Raw genomic sequence first — 17,678 nt, forward strand, 5'->3', positions numbered from 1 at the left:
GGACGCTCCATTAGTTAATCAGCCTGCAATATCTGCATCAACAGGGTTCCCATCCGCATCAATATGAGCTATGATACAGTGCCCCCAGAAAATATCATCATCGTCATAATAGACCTCTATGGAGCCATCGTTACGAAACGCCAATTCACCCATCGTAATACGCTTAGCAAATACGTCAGCCGTAATCGGGTCCTGGTCATCATTGTCGAGCCAATCATTAGCGAGTTCTAGCAATTTTTCACTAATATATGCGCTAATTCGTTGTTCAAATGCTTTGAAATTATCGATTGTATTGAAAGCAGACAATGCTACGGTACAGCTTTCATCAGAGCCCTCATCTACATCAAGGGTGAAAGCATAATCATCAATTCTGGCTGTGTAATATTGATACTCTCGATTTAAGAGGAAGTCGCCCCTATCGGTATGAAGGTATTTAGGGGTTTTCAAATAAGCTGACAACGCCTCCAACTCGCTATGTTTAGCATGTTCCTCTAACACCTCAAGCACATAATAGCGATTATTCCAAGAAGGGCGCATATAGCCCAAGTCCTCTAAGGGTTTTGCTTTCTTAACTAACAATTTATAGACACCATGAGGCTCAAAAGAATACCCCCATCTATCTTCAAGACCATCAATAATCCACGTCAAAATACCTTCGCTGCGGTCAAGCACGCCAGTTCGAGTATCTAAGATAGCATCGGTGGACACTAATGGTCTATGGTACTTCTCTAAATAAGGACTTGCCCCATTCGCATCACTGCGCGGCAATGCATAGATTTCAAATACTTCCGGCTCAAACTCTGCTTCATATTCTGGTACACGTACAACACTCATATGACTCTCTCCTATTCATCACATTTATACAGTGCAAATTGTTTACAGTTAAGAATTACGACCTTTTATAGATACTGCCACATTATAATCACGCTACTCATCATAATTTCTGTTATATCACGAGCGTTCAGCTACATCGATTCTATGTAATAATTCTTTCGCTAGCTCTTGGGCTGTTTTAAATTCCTCATTTGAAAGTACCATGAGCACCAAACTATCTGTGCCGATGTCCATGCCTACTAACTTATGGGCTTCCCATGTGGCATTAAGATCCGCACTCCAGTCCGTAATGCATTGGTCTTCATCTAATGCTGCTGTATCAATAGTTAGATTTTCGCTAGTATCTAAAGACTTGTCACGTATTAATTTCTGCACATTATGAACAAAATCCTCTAGTTCACACTTACAGCTTAGCTCTACGGCATATCCTTTAGATACTAGTTTCTCATAAAGGTTCCACCAACTATCTTCTAAAGCTTCCATGGAACGTAGCTTTGCCTTGGACATAAATGATTTAGCTTGTTTAGCATCGCCTAGTAATAACGTTACTAGCTCTGTAAATGTTGGTTTCATCTGCTCTATATCTAGATTTGCTACTTCTACACACAAACTACAATCAGGTACTCTGCGTTTTTTCACAAAAGCCCGCATCATCTTCACCGCATCAGGATAACTTACATCTGCCATACGATAGGTCTTACCATCTATGTCTAAGAATATATCCACTGCATCCTGCGTTTTCCCTACACGGGCTTTCATCGCAGTACAACCATTGATCGCATGAGGTGGGTATAACTCTATGTACATGAAAAATCCATCATGCATGGCCTTTAATGTATTATCTATTCCAACTATGTTAAAACCGTTTCGATTATAATCAGGGCTCTTCATATACCACTCCTCGTAGTTATCGAAGAGCTTTTCTTGAATCCAATTGTAAATACTCATATATACTCACTCTATTTACTATATTTTAAAATTCAACTTATTTACTAAAAAATAAATCACTAATTTCTTTATAATCTGTTTCAAATAGACTACGATTAAACAAGCTTTGTATAAACCGATGCTCCTTCTCCATTAAATTTATAGAGCCACGCTCCTCCATCAATAAAGCCTCAATTTCATCGTAATCATCCATTCCCCATATTTGATTATCTTTAACTATATGATAGCATAAGGGCTTCTCATATATATTAGTAATAGCACTAGATTGCGTATAAACTATAGCATTATCAATATTTGAGCCTTTTTTATTAAGATAGTCTAACAAAGAGTGAAATTCTTCTGTTGATAAGCCTTGTTCAGGTAAATCTAATAGGAGTAGCTTCTTCTTTCCTATATCTAGTTCAGCAAACAAATCTACCAGCATATATTTCAAGTCATACTGCGATCGTTCATCAAACGTACCATATACTTCTATATCATTAGATAGTACATCTATAATCTTACTAAAACTCCAAAAATCATTCATATTACTCTCGCATATTAAATTATAACGAGATAATAATTCATTAATTGGCGAAAGTATTACAGAATTCAACTGATTAAAGCATTTTTCCCGTTCAGATATTGAAACTTCTTTATAGATTTTCTCTGTTATCTTACCTAACAAACTCTTTTTTGCAATCTTAAAAAGTTCTGTTGAATCTACTCTTGAAGGAATATACAAAATTTCAAACTCATCATCTCTACATACACTATTATTAAGATTCAATATATTAAATGGGTATTGTTGGGAGAATCTCCTTTTATCAAAATATCGTTCTATAAAATCAAATATAACCGGTATGGTCCTGAAATCATCTTGTGGTACCACAATTGTTATAGCTTGTAAGTTAATATGGACTGGTTCTAAAAGTCTATACCCTGATAATACCAATTCACCATTCATAGACGCCTCCTAGAAAATGATAGTTTTATCAATCGTTAACTTCTCTTCGATAATTTGTTTCTTCCCAGTTAATAGTTTCATACCTTGATACTGCTTCTCCGTAACTTGCAAAACATATACGGCTCCATCTGGAGGCAAATAGCGCTTAATATATTCAATATGAGACTTTACACCATCCCGATTAGGCATAATCTTACAATAAATAGAATACTGAATCATAAAATACCCTTGCCGTATTAAAAACTTCCTAAACTGGGTGTAATGACGAACTGCAACAGTATCATCCATAGGTAAATCAAACATTATTAATACTCTCACCATTCTGTACCTATTCATTTCACACACCAACGTCATATAGCTAATAATGGTAAATCTAATACTTCATTATCATCAGTCATACATCTAACGAGACTATCTGCAAATCTATTCATTGAATCTGCTATTGAGTAAGATATATTTTGATGATGTACTGTACGCTCAGAAAGCATAGTAATTAAATTAAGTTTTATATCTCTTGAAAATAAAACTTCAGGCACATAAATACAAGAATAGACCCAATCATCTATGATGGGCCTATATATTTCCATGCAATCATCAACGAGATTAAAGTGATTATATATATTATGATGTTTTATCCCTATTGATAATATAAGTCCTTTAGCAGCTAATGCTCTTGCCATAAGGGCTCTAATAATAGAGTATCCATAATTCAAAGCATTATTGATGGGATCTCCCTCTTCTCTATCACGTATAAAATCAATACCAAATAAAGCTTTAAAATAAACTTTTGCAGCAATACCTTCATGATTTTCCGTATCAAACGGCTGAATTGTATCTCTTAAAGATTCCATTATCTCAATTGTATCTAATGACAATGAATAATGATCTAAAACAAACATTTGATTATTTATCTTACATTCAATAATTGCTTTCCACAAAGCACCTGGTCTAGATGAATTCATATTCAGTTGTATTTCTTGATTTTTAAATGTTACATAATTTCCTGCTATAGGATTCATAACAACAGACGGTAATCCATTCTTTTCACAAATGATTACACAAATTTGATAGCGACTCATCTTACATAATAATTGCGTTGTAACATTTAATTTATAGTTATTAAAAATAACTATACTAATATCTTGTAAGGGGACTAAATAGTCCCCTTCAAGCATTTTTATTTTTAAGTTGTCTAAATGTAATAAAACTTGCTGACTCTGTTCAATAATAATTGTTCGCCAACCCATAATGTGCGCTCCCTGCAACATTAAATCGTAACATCAAACTCTAATTTTTCATCTGTAACTTTATATTTATTACCTAATACATCAACATTATATTTGGTCAAGTTTTTAATACTGGTCTTTATAGCCTTCATAACCTGTTTATCGGTTGGCCGATTCACATAAGAGATCTCTATTCTATGAGTCTTCTCATTATTAATACATTTAAAAATACATTCTACTGTTTCGCCATTTTCTTCATAAGTTATATAATCCCCTCGATATAAAGATGTTACAAAGGTAGCAGACTCAGGAATTTTTTGAACCTGTTTTGATTTATAATATTTGTCTTGATCAATTATATATCTACCATTAACAAAGCTAACCATATCATATGGCACATTAAGCACTAAGTAATTTTCTCCATCTTGGTACACATCAGTACGTAAGCTTTTTATTTTCAAATATACCGATTTGTTATGTCCATCTTGTTTTACATTAACACGATGCGCCCCTAACTGCTTTTCTCGAAACTTAACCGACTCAATAATTGGACCATTGCCTTTTTTTGAATATTTACGGATTGGTCCATGATCTTCTTTATAAGCGGCAAAAGGATTACTTTCTTCTCCATATTGTTCTACAATCTTTAGAAAAATCTCAAAAGTTTTAGGATCATGATGATACACTAACAATTTATCAGGAGACTCTAAAATCATTTTTTTAAGTTTGCTTCCAGCATTACCAGTTCCTGTATTATAAATATCACTATACTTAGTGATAATATAGGTTACCTCTTTATTATCTTCAACAAAGCTTCGAGTTGCTTTTATCTGTTGATCATACAAAGCTCTATTAGGTTTGCGATCCACCTTATGAGAATATAACGGTTCTATACGTTCAATACGTTTTAAGAACTGAATATAGTTAGATACATTCTCTGATTTATCAAATAACTCTTGCTCCAGTACCTCGCCTGTTTCAGAATTTATAATATTGCCATCTATCTCTACAATAGATTCCTTATTATTTAAACTTTCAGAAAAGGCACCTATTTTCGAGAAAAATTTCATCAGTTTCGTATTAGCAAAACCAGCAATAATCATAGCATCTTGTGCATGATGAGCATATGTTTCTTCTCTATTTTTTGATAGATACGCTTTTTTTCTAAAATAACTTGTTGCAGAACCGTTTATAACTTTAACCTTGGTATTTATATTATGGTAATCAAAAAAGGATTTTAATAAATTATAGGTTTCACGTGATGCATACCGTGTATCGACCAAATTGCGATCAATAAAACCTTTCATATCTTCAACTGGATTTCCAAGATATAGTAAATTTCTCTTTTTAGTATTACTAAAATTCGAGTTTCTAGTAACATATTCTTTAAATCTTTCAAAAACTATTTTTGCTTTCCCACTACTGAAATATTGGAATGGTGACCGTTGGCCTTTCGCTTGATTTTCTACTTGATAGACGAGTACTTTATTAGACTGAGCATCACTTAGAGATATGGATAAAGGAATAATATGATCAACTTCTAAAAGACCTGGTTTAAATACATCAGCCAATTCTATAGGCGCTAAAGAATATGCACATTTAAAATCCTGTTCTAACAATAAACTAATACGCTCAAACTCTGCACGCGTAAGCGTCCTGTTTTCAACAAGTTCCATGATTTTATAGCGTTTTTCCTCATTGGCCTTCTGAATTTTCTTAATCAGATCTTTCTTTTCCTGACTATTTTTTTCTCGTGCTAATTCAACTACTACATCACTAAATTCGGCGTCATCTCCATTTTGGGTTTTAAGATATTTACGCAGTGCATTAAACACCTTAATAGTCTCATTAATAGAGCGTTTAACAACAGGTGATACAATCCAGTCAGATAAATTAGCACATAACTGATTGTTCTGTGAAAAGTTATGGTTATATGGCTTTATACCTACTTCAGTATATAATTCCATTTGGTTCTTACTAGTTCTCAATAAATCATCTAAGATTAAATTAATAGCCTTAAATGATAAAGAATGATATGTAGTAAAGCCCCCCGATTTTGCAATTTCTTTAGCTAAACTAGTAGATAATTTTAAATCATCTACTAATTTTCTTTCACGAACTTCTATACTTTTTTCTTTAGTTAGAATTTCAGATATATCATCTACTAATTGTTTATTACCTTCAATTGTAGCTTCTTCGTTTACAAATTTTGCAATTTTTAATAACTCGTTGTAACCTTCAAATTTTGTAAAAATTGGTTTTTCCGACTTATCTATTCTAAAGCCAAAAATATCTTCCTTTTTAACACCGCATACTTTTGCAATAGCAGGAATTGTTACTGATTTACCCTTATTTACATACTCACTAATCAGCTCTTGTTTCTGAGCTTCAGCTATCTTCCCCCCTTGAATCGTTAAATTATTTAGATCATTTAACAAATTAAATAAGCATGCACTATAGCTCCATTTAGGTGCTCTTAATTCATTAGGAAAATATGTACACGTGCCACGCATTTTATCAATCAGATTAATCTTAATAACATTACCATTTTCATCTAATTGGTAACTCCCATAGGGTGTGGGACTTTTATAACTACCAGGCCCCTCATAATATTCACGTTTAGAATCATATATACATAAAATCTCATCTATTATCTCTTTTAATTCTGGATAAAATGCTGATTGAACTTCAAGAAGCTTAATTAATTCATTACGATATGATTCATGGGTAAACTTATTTTCAATGCCTCGTACTGTTCCTGTAGTTTTCAACTTCTCTAACTGAACATGACAAGGATAAATTCCATCCTTAAGTTTATTCTCATTATTTCGAATAATGTCTGCTGAACTTCGATTACTTCCGTCCTCAGCAGCAAGATCCTCTGGGCTCAAATAGAAAACACCTCTATGTTTAGCCAATTGAATTATAGCAGCTATCAATTCATCAGGTGAAAGCTTATTAGCAAGCCCTCTAACTCTAATTTCATAGAGATTTGTATAAGATTGATCTCCACTTACCCCTAGTACATTTGATAAGAGTTCTTTTAATCGCTCTAATCTATGATGACTCCGCCTCACACCTCTACGACTACTTCTGAACCCTCTACGTGCTACATTCTCTTCTGCCGTCCTTTCTCGAAATAATCTTACCCCACTAATTAGAACATTATAGTTTTCATCAATAATTGCATAACCAACAGAAGCAACCCCGATATCTAATCCCAGTATATATCCCATATATACCCTCCCCTGATATTCATTAATTGTATTAATACATAAAATCATAATAATCAGAAAATCATTATTTTTTACTCTAGATTTATCATAAGCAACGATCACAAAGTATTAAAACTAGGTGTTTTTTTTGCAGGCTTTTAGACAAGTTTTATCATAGCGAAAAATTACAGAGTACTAAAACGTGCAAGATCTTCTGTGTCATTGAATTTAAGTTTTATCATAGCGAAAAATTACAGAGTACTAAAACGTATGACATAACAAGGGGTGAAGCATTTGCGTTTTATCATAGCGAAAAATTACAGAGTACTAAAACGCCATTCATGAGTTAGTTTAGATAATTTATGTTTTATCATAGCGAAAAATTACAGAGTACTAAAACATTCTAATAGTAAACTACAGAACTCTACGCGTTTTATCATAGCGAAAAATTACAGAGTACTAAAACTGCAGCAGATACAACCTGTTAATGGAAAAGGTTTTATCATAGCGAAAAATTACAGAGTACTAAAACTTCCAACTGGTAATAGTACTGCTGGTACAAGTTTTATCATAGCGAAAAATTACAGAGTACTAAAACATCGGCGACACGCTGCGAGGTGGTAAGTTAGTTTTATCATAGCGAAAAATTACAGAGTACTAAAACTGTACGAGTATCTGCTAAATCTCTAGAAGAGTTTTATCATAGCGAAAAATTACAGAGTACTAAAACCCCTGCTGGTGCTGTTTCCTTTCCAGCAATGTTTTATCATAGCGAAAAATTACAGAGTACTAAAACAGTGGTCATTATTTAATCTCCTTATTCATAGTTTTATCATAGCGAAAAATTACAGAGTACTAAAACTACAAAAGTAAAAGGAATGGAGTCGCAAATGTTTTATCATAGCGAAAAATTACAGAGTACTAAAACACACTAGATATAACTCATGTTCTAAATATGTTTTATCATAGCGAAAAATTACAGAGTACTAAAACTACCTGTATAGGTAGCTTGAAGTGTTTCAAGTTTTATCATAGCGAAAAATTACAGAGTACTAAAACTCCTAAAGCAACTGCTGAAGGGATTAAACAGTTTTATCATAGCGAAAAATTACAGAGTACTAAAACTGTGTGTGTACAGATGTATGTTATTGATGTGTTTTATCATAGCGAAAAATTACAGAGTACTAAAACAATCGTGACACCTTCTTTATTCTGGATGTTGTTTTATCATAGCGAAAAATTACAGAGTACTAAAACAGTCCGTAGCCGTCAACGTACCAGCTAAAGTTTTATCATAGCGAAAAATTACAGAGTACTAAAACTCCTACAAGGCCATTGGCAATTGCCGCAGGGTTTTATCATAGCGAAAAATTACAGAGTACTAAAACGCATTGCCATCAAATCTTGTTAGGATTGAAGTTTTATCATAGCGAAAAATTACAGAGTACTAAAACTGGTACCGACCATACCTAGACCGGTATGGTGTTTTATCATAGCGAAAAATTACAGAGTACTAAAACTGGTACATGGGACACTATGCTCCGTTATGTGTTTTATCATAGCGAAAAATTACAGAGTACTAAAACCCAATCAAGTAATTGATTGCGGCTGTTAGGGTTTTATCATAGCGAAAAATTACAGAGTACTAAAACACGGCCCCAACCGCCTTTACGTGCTGATAGTTTTATCATAGCGAAAAATTACAGAGTACTAAAACAGAATGGGATTCCATCTTTGATCTAAGTTTGTTTTATCATAGCGAAAAATTACAGAGTACTAAAACCTCAACAACGAAGTTAAGCACTTTTGTAGCCTTTCGCTATAATAAATCAATAAACAAAAAGAGCACAGATCATAAGACCCGTGCTCAAAATTTCACACAAAAAACATTAGTAATATGTACTACTAACTCAATTTACATATACTATTGTTAATAACTACTTAAAAGTAGTGATTTCGACATAAAGTCTTATTTTAGTAGATTCTGTAACCTTTCGCTATGGTAAAATCTAATTACATAATATATCAGCATTACTTATATGTCAAGCTTTTCTAATTTTTATTCATCAATCAGTTTTAATTTTTACTAAATAAACATAATTACTCAACTATTATCTTGATAAAAAGATAGTTTTAATATGATTAAAATAGGAAAAGGACACAATAAATTGTGTCCTTTGATTTCGGCATAAAGCCCTACCTTAATAGATTCTCACGAGTATTAAGGCGAAACTGCAGCTCTATCCTTCTGGTGCGCCTAGAGGGAATCGAACCCCCAACCTACAGTTTAGGAAACTGACGCTCTCTCCGGTTGAGCTATAGACGCATGTATACTTTATTATATCGTTTTTAATAAAGTATACGCAAGGCGTCCTTATTGTTGTAGGTATTGGTTATTTACTTGTTTTTGTTCTTCTGAGCTGAGGTTTTGGTAGCCTTTAGCTAATGCACTTACCCAAGATCCGTAAGCAGGGTTTGGGAATACCACAAAGGTAGTACCAAAGTCCTCTTTATGATTGTCGATGATGGCATTTCTTTCAGCTAGTGTCTTGCCTTTTGTGCCGATTAGGAAATCACCGGCGTTATCGCCCATATATACAATGACATAATATTTCTTAGCAATCATATCAAAGCGAGGTTGTTTATCAGAGTCTTTTTCGAATAGTAGTACATGGTCTTTATCGACAGAGGGGAATCCTAGTTCTTTAAAGTTCTGTATCGTTACATCAAGGTTTACAGGTGCGTAGCGGTTTGAAACATAGAAGATTTCTACCCCTTGTTTATGTACTTCATTTAGAAATTCAACAGCGCCAGGCATAGCTTGCGATTTGCCTTGATGCACGGCTTGACGCCACCAAGGAGCATCAAAACGGCCATTACCATTTACAATGCTTTCACCCATCAACTTGGTATTATCCACTACGGTTTCGTCCGCATCAAGAACGATAGCTAAAGGTTTTCTTTGATGAGATGGATCAGTAACGGCCATCTTAACCGCATTCATTGCCACATTATACCCTTGATACGCCAACGCTCTGTACTCTGCAGAGGTACGCATCCATAGCAAGCCCATCGTTTCAGTTTCGGCTTGGTACTGTTGCTTTTGCTTAAGGGCTTCCTGTGCCGCTACATCATTATTAGTTACTGTATTATTTGTTGTAGCACTAACTCCATCATTCTTAACTGCTGTAACAGTAACAGGCTGAACTGGTTGAGCCTGCGTTACAACAGCAGCAGAAACAGGGCTATTTGTTTTTACCTTAGTCGGAGAATCCGCTTGTACCACAGGCCCCATACAAAGGCTTCCTCCAATACAAGCCACCGCCACATACCATGCCAAACTACTAGATTTCATAACTGCCTCCTATTCACATGTAACATTTCGTGTAAATTCAACACATCATATAATTCTACATAGTTATACTAAAATCCTTTTAAAATTTGTATATTTCTAAAAGCAAAAAAAGATCCTATGCACCATACCATAAATCGATTCAGATAGTTGCTTAGGCTCTTTTAGAAGTTAATAAATACGGTTTTAAATTTATCTATGTAAAAACTATGCTATAATACAGCTATCGATGGTATTAGAGATTTCTTACTAAAGAGAGGTATATGTAATGAAACTATGTAAACGATCAATTATTGTCAGTTCACTATTAGCTGTATTAGCTATATCATCTGCATATGCAGTTGCCCCTGTGCAATCTACCGAAAACACAGATACTGCTATGGTTGATATGGATTACTCCAATCTTCCAGAGCTAAAAAAATCTATCGAAAGTGCAACACCGGCTATGGTCCAATCTACTCTTGCTGCTTCTAAGGGAAAGCCTACTAAAGATAAGCCCGTCTATTCGACAGTCACTATGACCGGTAACCGTGTTGTATCCGTAAAGACCTACAAAACTAAAGAAGAACAAGAAAAGGCCATGTTAAAGGAGCGTGAACGCTTAGACAAGGTCAGTGCGGAACGTCGTGCTAAACGAAAAAATGAAACTCGCGCGGATATGCTAAAAGGTTTAAAAGCAATACCTATGTATCCACCTGTTAATGAAACACGAGCATTACAAAGCGAAATGTTCTCTCAACCATTTGGGAGACAACTCGATTTGCGTTTAGTAGAGGCCTACACACAAGATTATGACAAGGCCAAACCTGGCGATATTTATGTCTATGCAGATTATGTGGACTATACATCTAAGCAGCTATTAGGTGAAAAAAATGATACTACTGCTATTTCAGCTATGATTCTACGTACAATCATGAGAAAAGACGAAAATAAAGCTTTCAGCATCGATGTAAATGCGTACTTCATAAACCCAACAACGCATACCATTTCTATAAGTCGTTCTGAAGATGTAAAAGGTATCGATATCAAGAAAAGTGAAATAGCTGAAACTGTATTTAAACTACCGACACACCAGCTACAACCGGGTGATCCACAATATGAAATTGCTAAGCTTATGTATCAAGATCTAACAAGTAAAAAATTTGATTAGTAATATTTAAATACACTCTCCACAACAAAAGCCCCTCCTTACTATGAGCTACATAGCAAGGAGGGGCTTCGTGTTAGTTTAAGGAAGTTCTTTTATCGCATTAGTGTTGTGTAGATAAACTATTTTAATATTGTTTAAATAGTATCATTAATCTTATTTTACATCGCTGAAATCGATGTTCATGCCCAAGGCTTTAGCAACGCCTTCACCATAAGCGGGATCGCATTGGTAGCAATGTTTTGCATGACGTTCTTTGATAAAATCAGGTACGCCATTCATAGCTGCTGCGGTGTTATCAAATAAGACTTGTTGTTGTTCAGGGCTCATGAGGCGGAACAGTTTACCTGGTTGTGTAAAGAAGTCAGAGTCGTCTTCATAGAAGTCATATTGGTAGGCTGGGCCAGATACGTCGAGAGGAGGATTTTTGAATTCCGGTTGTTCAGCCCATTCACCAAAGCTATTTGGTGCGTAGCCAATTGTAGACCCATGGTTTCCATCTATACGTCCTTGACCATCGCGATGATAGATATTTACAGGACATTTAGCGGCATTAACAGGGATTTGATAATAATTTGCCCCTAGACGATAGCGTTGCGCATCCGCATAGGAGAACAAACGACCTTGTAGCATTCTGTCAGGAGAGAAAGAGATACCAGGAACGATAGTTGTTGGTGCAAATGCAGCTTGTTCTACATCTTGGAAATAATTTTCTGGGTTGCGATTAAGTTCCATTACACCAACTTCAATCAATGGGAATTCATCGTGATACCATACTTTAGTTAAATCGAATGGATTGTACGGCATATTGTTAGCTTGTTCTTCGGTCATCACTTGGATGCATAATTTCCATTTAGGGAAATCGCCTCTTTCAATAGCCTCAAAGAGGTCACGTTGGTGACTTTCACGGTCACTAGCTACCACATTAGCCGCCTCAGCATCGGAAAGATTTTCAATCGGCTGTTGGCAAACCCAATGGAATTTAACCCATACGCGCTCATCGTTTTCGTTGATAAGACTGTATGTATGACTGCCGAAACCATGCATTGTACGGTAAGATTTAGGAATACCACGGTCACTCATGACGATTGTTACTTGGTGGATCGCCTCTGGCAAGCTGGACCAGAAATCCCAGTTTGCTGTCGCATCGCGAAGATTTGTTTTCGGATTCCGTTTTACAGCGCGGTTCAAATCAGGGAATTGCAATGGATCGCGGATAAAGAATACCGGTGTATTGTTACCTACGAGGTCCCAGTTTCCTTCTTCCGTATAAAATTTTACGGCAAAGCCACGAATGTCGCGTTCTGCATCGGCCGCACCACGCTCACCGGCAACGGTGGAGAAACGCACGAATAACGGCGTTTGCTTGCCTACTTCAGAGAAAATTTTTGCTTTCGTATATTTTGTAATATCGTTAGTGACTGTGAAAGTACCAAATGCACCGGATCCTTTAGCATGCATGCGGCGTTCAGGAATCACTTCACGCTCAAAATGAGCTAATTTCTCCATGAGCCAAACATCTTGCATCAATACAGGACCACGTTTACCTGCTGTAGCAGAATTGCGATTATCTGGTACGGGAGCGCCAAAGGCGGTTGTTAGTTTCTTTTCATTATTCATGTTACAAACTCCTACTTAGAAATCAAAATGAAAGTAATTTACTTTACATAATTTTTTAGATTATACATCTCAATTAAGATAAATATTATTAACGGATAATTATTATCCATTACTCTATAATTAGAATAGCATAAATTTTTTAACATAACAACCCTAAACTTTTACAAATCTTGTATACACAATATCATTTATAATTCTAAAATGAGAATTTCAGTACTATATATTTAAAACCTATTAAGATATACCTACAAAAATACGCAAAACAAAAAACACCTTGTTTCTACCAACGTGTAGATCACAAGGTGTTTTCATTCAATTTATGCTGGACGACTCCAATCGACTTGTACGTCGATAGCTTCCCACATGCGTGTTAAAGCTAATTTAAAGTTATCCAAAGATTCCAATGGTTTTACGTTCAACCGTTCATACGTATCAAGACCTGTAGCATGCTCGATAGCATGTTCATTATTCAAATAAGCGAGAACCTTATCAACCCACTCTTGTTCAGGCAAGTCTACGGACACTGTTTTTGCTTCTGTGTCATAGGACAAGAAGCCATTACTGTTTACGCCATAATGGATGGCCACACGAAATAAACTCATATCTATACCTCTCTTGCGGTAATTTATTAACACTACACCCATATTGTAACATGAACAATTATATTAGTGAAAGTATTCAATATAAACTTTATAAGTCCTTTTTGACGGTCTTTTTAGGTCCTTCAATAGATGCGTATGTATCTGTAACTGTAGACCGATCAGCCTCTTTAGTCGAAACTACATCAACTTTAGTAGATGCTCCATCCTCTTGACCAAGCTGTGCATCCACGGCCGCTTTCAACTCTGACCGTTTTCTGCGTATTCCATTGTCTCCGTGAAAGCGTTGCCATAATGCGCCACTCATAACAGCAGTCTCACCAAATTTAGACTCTAAGGAGTCTAACACGCTAGCAAGCTTATCCTCTGTTTCATCCTGTTGGGAATCAAAGAGACTATCCTGCATAGGAACCTCCTCATCGAGACCACTCACAGTGAGACCTAATAGTCGTATAGGGCCAGGCGGATCCATACAGGTAATCCCTTTAGAACTACTACATTTAAAATTCGTAGACTTTACCTTTGTAGTGGCTCCTAACGGTTCCGTATCTTTCTTAGCCTCTTTAGGCCGCTTACTCGTCTTATCCTGCATCAATTTATTCCACAGGGTCAATGCTGTTTCGAAAAATACATGTTCCTGGTCTGATGGTGTATCTAGCCGCTTCTGCCGTGATACAGTAGTAAAATCATCATACCGAACCTTGATAGATACAGTATGGCCATGAAGACTACGCCTCCGAAGCCGTTTCGATAAACGGTTCGCAAAGTACCTAAACTCTAATTCAATAGCACGGCCATCGGTGAGGTCTTCTTCGTAAGTTTCCTCCGCTCCAATCGATTGTATCTTGCGATCTGTTTCAACAGGTCTATCATCGATACCATTCGCTAGTTCCCATATGCGTCTCGCTTGGTTTCCAACGAGGGAAATTAAACTACTTTCATCAGGCAAAGCTTGAATATGGCGCATCAAATGAAAGCCGCCATTTCTCAAAATTTTCTCTGTACGAGGGCCGACGCCCCAAATACGTTTAACAGGCAAAGGAGCTAGCACCTCTTTTTCACGACCATATGGGATGACCACAAGACCATCTGGTTTATCTAAATCAGAAGCCAATTTAGCAAGAAATTTATTAGGCGCTAAACCTGCAGAGATAATAAGTCCTGTTTCCTCGAACACACGATCTTTAATGGCTCGACCTAGTGCTTTAGGCCCACTATACATGGTAGACATGCCACTTACTTCAAGAAAGGCCTCATCTACTGATAAAGGCTCAATGTAAGGGGTAAATTCTTTCATAATGGAAAAAATTTGGTTCGACACCTCTTTATACCGCTCCATCCGAGGGTATACATAAATGCCATCAGGACAGAGTTTCTTAGCCCTCGAGATTGGCATCGCAGAGTGAACACCAAATTTTCGGGCCTCATAGGAACAGGTAGCTACGACACCACGTGAAGAAAGACCACCCACGATTACGGGGTGGCCTTTATACTCTGGATGATCCAGTTGTTCTATGGACGCGAAGAATGCATCCATATCAACATGCATAATCCAACGTCTCATTGTTACGCTTCTTTTTCGTGCTCAGAAATGCGGCAGTATTTAATTTGCGCGCAAATGCACTCATCTTTAGTTTTGTATAATTGAGGGAGAATATCTAAAATATCCGCAAATGTAGCTTCATTAATGGAGTAACGCGTCCATAAACCATTACGTTGAGAGTTAACTACACCTGCATCAATTAAGATTTTCATGTGGTAACTCAACGTAGATTGAGACAAATTGAAGCTCGCTAAAATATCGGCTGCACATAATTCATTGCAAGACAACATATCGATGATGTGTAATCTTGTTTCATCGCTTAATGCCTTAAAAATCGTCGCTAAACGTTCGTAAGAAACTTCAACCATATCTTTAACTCCTCAGATCCTTATCAAAAAATATCAATCTACTTCTTGGTACTATTATATACTATTTCTTAATGTAAATCTATTTTTTTCTTTATATTTGTATCTTAATAATTTATTATGAATACAAAAAAATTATAGATAAGTAAATTTTTCCTTATTGTAAACTAATTTAAGCACGTGGCTATTTGTATAAAATGAATATTTTAAACAAATTTTCATTTTATAGATTTATCAGAATATACATTTTTCTGTATATATAACAATTATGCTCTATTATTTGTTATATATTTCTCGATATGCTCACGCTTTAATAACTATAAAGCATACTTCGATATACCGCACTACTGTAGCAACCTAAAGGATTAGATATAGAGGATCCACGTTTGTATTCTGCATCCATTCAATACAAAAGACCCCTCTGTGAGGGGTCTAATCTGTATAATTCTATAAATCGATTGCATAGCGAGAAATGTTAAAATATATAACACTCTATCAATGCTACCAAATGCAAATTCTCTATTATATCAAATTAGTATAGCTTAGAATACATTTACTAAGTCGATAGTTTGGCTACGGTTAGGGCCAACGGATACGATACCCAAAGGTACACCTGTTACTTCAGCAATGCGTTCTACATATTTACGAGCATTTTCAGGCAATTTATCGTATTCACGAATACCAGAAATATCAGTTTCCCAACCTGGCAATGTTTCGTACACGGCTTCGCATGCTTCAAGATCTTTCAAATTAGCTGGGAATCCTTCTACGTCTTTACCATTCAATTTGTAACCTACACAGATCTTCAATTCTTTAAAGGTATCAAGAATATCCAAACGTGTAATAGCTAAGTAATCAAGACTATTAAGACCTGCTGCGTATTTTACAACCATGAGATCTAACCAACCACAACGACGAGGACGACCCGTTACAGTGCCGAACTCATGACCAAGTTCACGAAGGTTATCGCCAGTTTCGTTAAGAAGCTCTGTAGGGAATGGGCCTGCACCAACACGTGTAGCATATGCTTTTACAACACCAAAAATATTTTTTAAGTAGTTAGGACCCACACCAGCGCCTGTGGAAGCGCCACCTGCAATTGGATGAGAGGATGTTACGAATGGATAGGTACCATGATCAAGGTCGAGCATAGTAGCTTGAGCACCTTCGAACAATACCTTTTTATCCTCTTTTACAGCTTTAAGAACAGCCGCATTAGTATCTGTTACATAAGGTTTCAAGGCTTCAGCGTATTTGATGTAATCCGCTAAGATTTCATCGTAGCTAACAGGTTCAGCATCGTATACCTTAGTAAGCATTTTATTTTTGAACTCTACATTGTACGCTAATTTTTGTTTAAATGTTTCCATATCATACAAATCGCAGATACGGATACCAATACGATTGATTTTATCAGCGTAGCAAGGACCAATACCATTTTTAGTAGTACCGATTTTAGCATCCCCTTTAGATGCTTCTTCCGCAGTATCTAGAGCGATATGGTATGGCATGATTACATGTGCACGATTGGAAACTTGAAGGGATTTAGCAGATCTGCCTTGCTTTTCAAGACCTTCAATTTCTTGTAGCAGAACTTTAGGGTCGATAACAACACCAGTACCCACGATATTTTGTTTGTTATCGTATAAGATACCACTTGGTAAAAGGCGAAGTGCAAACGCTTTATCATCAACTACAACAGTATGACCCGCGTTATTACCACCTTGACTGCGCACCACAACATCCGCACGTTCTGCGATCCAGTCAACAATTTTACCTTTCCCCTCGTCACCCCATTGAGTGCCGATAACCATACTAGTTGCCATATCTATATCCTCCATATGAAAGTCTAAATAATTCAATATCATTATACAACAATGTTC

At 36.0% G+C, this 17,678-nt stretch carries 13 protein-coding genes, 1 tRNA gene and 1 CRISPR repeat array; of the genes, 1 reads left to right on the forward strand and 13 read right to left on the reverse strand.

What is annotated here, in order from left to right:
- Positions 1 to 18: 18 nt before the first annotated feature.
- From DW000_RS03470 to DW000_RS03505, 8 genes are all read right to left on the reverse strand, one after another.
- Positions 19 to 834, reverse strand: a complete 816-nt coding sequence (locus DW000_RS03470; RefSeq protein ID WP_120055061.1) for a DUF2262 domain-containing protein — start codon at positions 832 to 834, stop codon at positions 19 to 21.
- A 117-nt stretch (positions 835 to 951) separates the two neighbouring features.
- Positions 952 to 1,782 (reverse strand): DUF6630 family protein, encoded by an 831-nt coding sequence (locus DW000_RS03475; protein ID WP_120055063.1) that lies wholly within the window; start codon positions 1,780 to 1,782, stop codon positions 952 to 954.
- A 37-nt stretch (positions 1,783 to 1,819) separates the two neighbouring features.
- The gene (locus DW000_RS03480; protein ID WP_120055065.1) at positions 1,820 to 2,728 is read right to left on the reverse strand and encodes a hypothetical protein; all 909 of its coding nucleotides are present in this window, start codon (positions 2,726 to 2,728) and stop codon (positions 1,820 to 1,822) included.
- 9 nt (positions 2,729 to 2,737) lie between these two features.
- Complete coding sequence (cas2, locus tag DW000_RS03485; RefSeq protein WP_207798783.1) at positions 2,738 to 3,031, reverse strand: CRISPR-associated endonuclease Cas2; 294 nt, start codon at positions 3,029 to 3,031, stop codon at positions 2,738 to 2,740.
- A 47-nt stretch (positions 3,032 to 3,078) separates the two neighbouring features.
- Entirely contained in the window at positions 3,079 to 3,975 is an 897-nt protein-coding gene (gene cas1, locus DW000_RS03490; RefSeq protein WP_165850981.1) for a type II CRISPR-associated endonuclease Cas1, read from the reverse strand.
- Positions 3,976 to 3,995: 20 nt separating this feature from the next.
- Entirely contained in the window at positions 3,996 to 7,190 is a 3,195-nt protein-coding gene (cas9, locus tag DW000_RS03495; RefSeq protein WP_165850983.1) for a type II CRISPR RNA-guided endonuclease Cas9, read from the reverse strand.
- A 79-nt stretch (positions 7,191 to 7,269) separates the two neighbouring features.
- Positions 7,270 to 8,952: a CRISPR direct-repeat array (repeat unit 36 nt; unit sequence GTTTTATCATAGCGAAAAATTACAGAGTACTAAAAC).
- 466 nt (positions 8,953 to 9,418) lie between these two features.
- A tRNA-Arg gene (locus DW000_RS03500) sits at positions 9,419 to 9,495 on the reverse strand.
- 48 nt (positions 9,496 to 9,543) lie between these two features.
- The gene (locus DW000_RS03505) at positions 9,544 to 10,524 is read right to left on the reverse strand and encodes a 5'-nucleotidase, lipoprotein e(P4) family (protein ID WP_120055069.1); all 981 of its coding nucleotides are present in this window, start codon (positions 10,522 to 10,524) and stop codon (positions 9,544 to 9,546) included.
- A 265-nt stretch (positions 10,525 to 10,789) separates the two neighbouring features.
- Here DW000_RS03505 and DW000_RS03510 point away from each other — a divergent pair, with 265 nt between their 5' ends.
- The gene (locus DW000_RS03510; protein WP_120055071.1) at positions 10,790 to 11,671 is read left to right on the forward strand and encodes a hypothetical protein; all 882 of its coding nucleotides are present in this window, start codon (positions 10,790 to 10,792) and stop codon (positions 11,669 to 11,671) included.
- A 153-nt stretch (positions 11,672 to 11,824) separates the two neighbouring features.
- On the opposite strand, the gene DW000_RS03515 is transcribed toward DW000_RS03510, so the two are convergent.
- The 5 genes from DW000_RS03515 to DW000_RS03535 form a co-directional block, all read right to left on the reverse strand.
- Positions 11,825 to 13,288: a catalase gene (locus DW000_RS03515; protein ID WP_120055073.1), complete on the reverse strand. Its 1,464-nt coding sequence runs from the start codon at positions 13,286 to 13,288 to the stop codon at positions 11,825 to 11,827.
- A 317-nt stretch (positions 13,289 to 13,605) separates the two neighbouring features.
- Positions 13,606 to 13,890 carry a hypothetical protein gene (locus DW000_RS03520; protein WP_120055075.1) on the reverse strand — a complete coding sequence of 95 codons (285 nt, stop codon included), beginning with the start codon at positions 13,888 to 13,890 and terminating at the stop codon, positions 13,606 to 13,608.
- Between the two features lie 88 nt (positions 13,891 to 13,978).
- Positions 13,979 to 15,451, reverse strand: coding sequence for a DNA polymerase IV (dinB, locus tag DW000_RS03525; RefSeq protein WP_120055077.1), 1,473 nt, complete (start codon positions 15,449 to 15,451; stop codon positions 13,979 to 13,981).
- A gap of 2 nt (positions 15,452 to 15,453) precedes the next feature.
- Positions 15,454 to 15,798: a metalloregulator ArsR/SmtB family transcription factor gene (locus DW000_RS03530; RefSeq protein ID WP_004694570.1), complete on the reverse strand. Its 345-nt coding sequence runs from the start codon at positions 15,796 to 15,798 to the stop codon at positions 15,454 to 15,456.
- Positions 15,799 to 16,337: 539 nt separating this feature from the next.
- Positions 16,338 to 17,621, reverse strand: coding sequence for an adenylosuccinate synthase (locus DW000_RS03535; RefSeq protein ID WP_008602060.1), 1,284 nt, complete (start codon positions 17,619 to 17,621; stop codon positions 16,338 to 16,340).
- Positions 17,622 to 17,678 lie beyond the last annotated feature (57 nt).

Source organism: Veillonella sp. AF36-20BH, assembly GCF_003602765.1.
Taxonomy (GTDB): Bacteria; Bacillota; Negativicutes; order Veillonellales; family Veillonellaceae; genus Veillonella; species Veillonella hominis.

Coding starts and splice junctions, on each gene's coding strand:
- cas1 (WP_165850981.1), bottom strand. CDS start 3,975: ATGGGTTGGCGAACAATTATTATTGAACAGAGTCAGCAAGTTTTATTA.
- DW000_RS03470 (WP_120055061.1), bottom strand. CDS start 834: ATGAGTGTTGTACGTGTACCAGAATATGAAGCAGAGTTTGAGCCGGAA.
- DW000_RS03505 (WP_120055069.1), bottom strand. CDS start 10,524: ATGAAATCTAGTAGTTTGGCATGGTATGTGGCGGTGGCTTGTATTGGA.
- DW000_RS03530 (WP_004694570.1), bottom strand. CDS start 15,798: ATGGTTGAAGTTTCTTACGAACGTTTAGCGACGATTTTTAAGGCATTA.
- DW000_RS03520 (WP_120055075.1), bottom strand. CDS start 13,890: ATGAGTTTATTTCGTGTGGCCATCCATTATGGCGTAAACAGTAATGGC.
- DW000_RS03480 (WP_120055065.1), bottom strand. CDS start 2,728: ATGAATGGTGAATTGGTATTATCAGGGTATAGACTTTTAGAACCAGTC.
- DW000_RS03475 (WP_120055063.1), bottom strand. CDS start 1,782: ATGAGTATTTACAATTGGATTCAAGAAAAGCTCTTCGATAACTACGAG.
- DW000_RS03515 (WP_120055073.1), bottom strand. CDS start 13,288: ATGAATAATGAAAAGAAACTAACAACCGCCTTTGGCGCTCCCGTACCA.
- cas2 (WP_207798783.1), bottom strand. CDS start 3,031: ATGTTTGATTTACCTATGGATGATACTGTTGCAGTTCGTCATTACACC.
- DW000_RS03510 (WP_120055071.1), top strand. CDS start 10,790: ATGAAACTATGTAAACGATCAATTATTGTCAGTTCACTATTAGCTGTA.
- DW000_RS03535 (WP_008602060.1), bottom strand. CDS start 17,621: ATGGCAACTAGTATGGTTATCGGCACTCAATGGGGTGACGAGGGGAAA.
- dinB (WP_120055077.1), bottom strand. CDS start 15,451: ATGAGACGTTGGATTATGCATGTTGATATGGATGCATTCTTCGCGTCC.
- cas9 (WP_165850983.1), bottom strand. CDS start 7,190: ATGGGATATATACTGGGATTAGATATCGGGGTTGCTTCTGTTGGTTAT.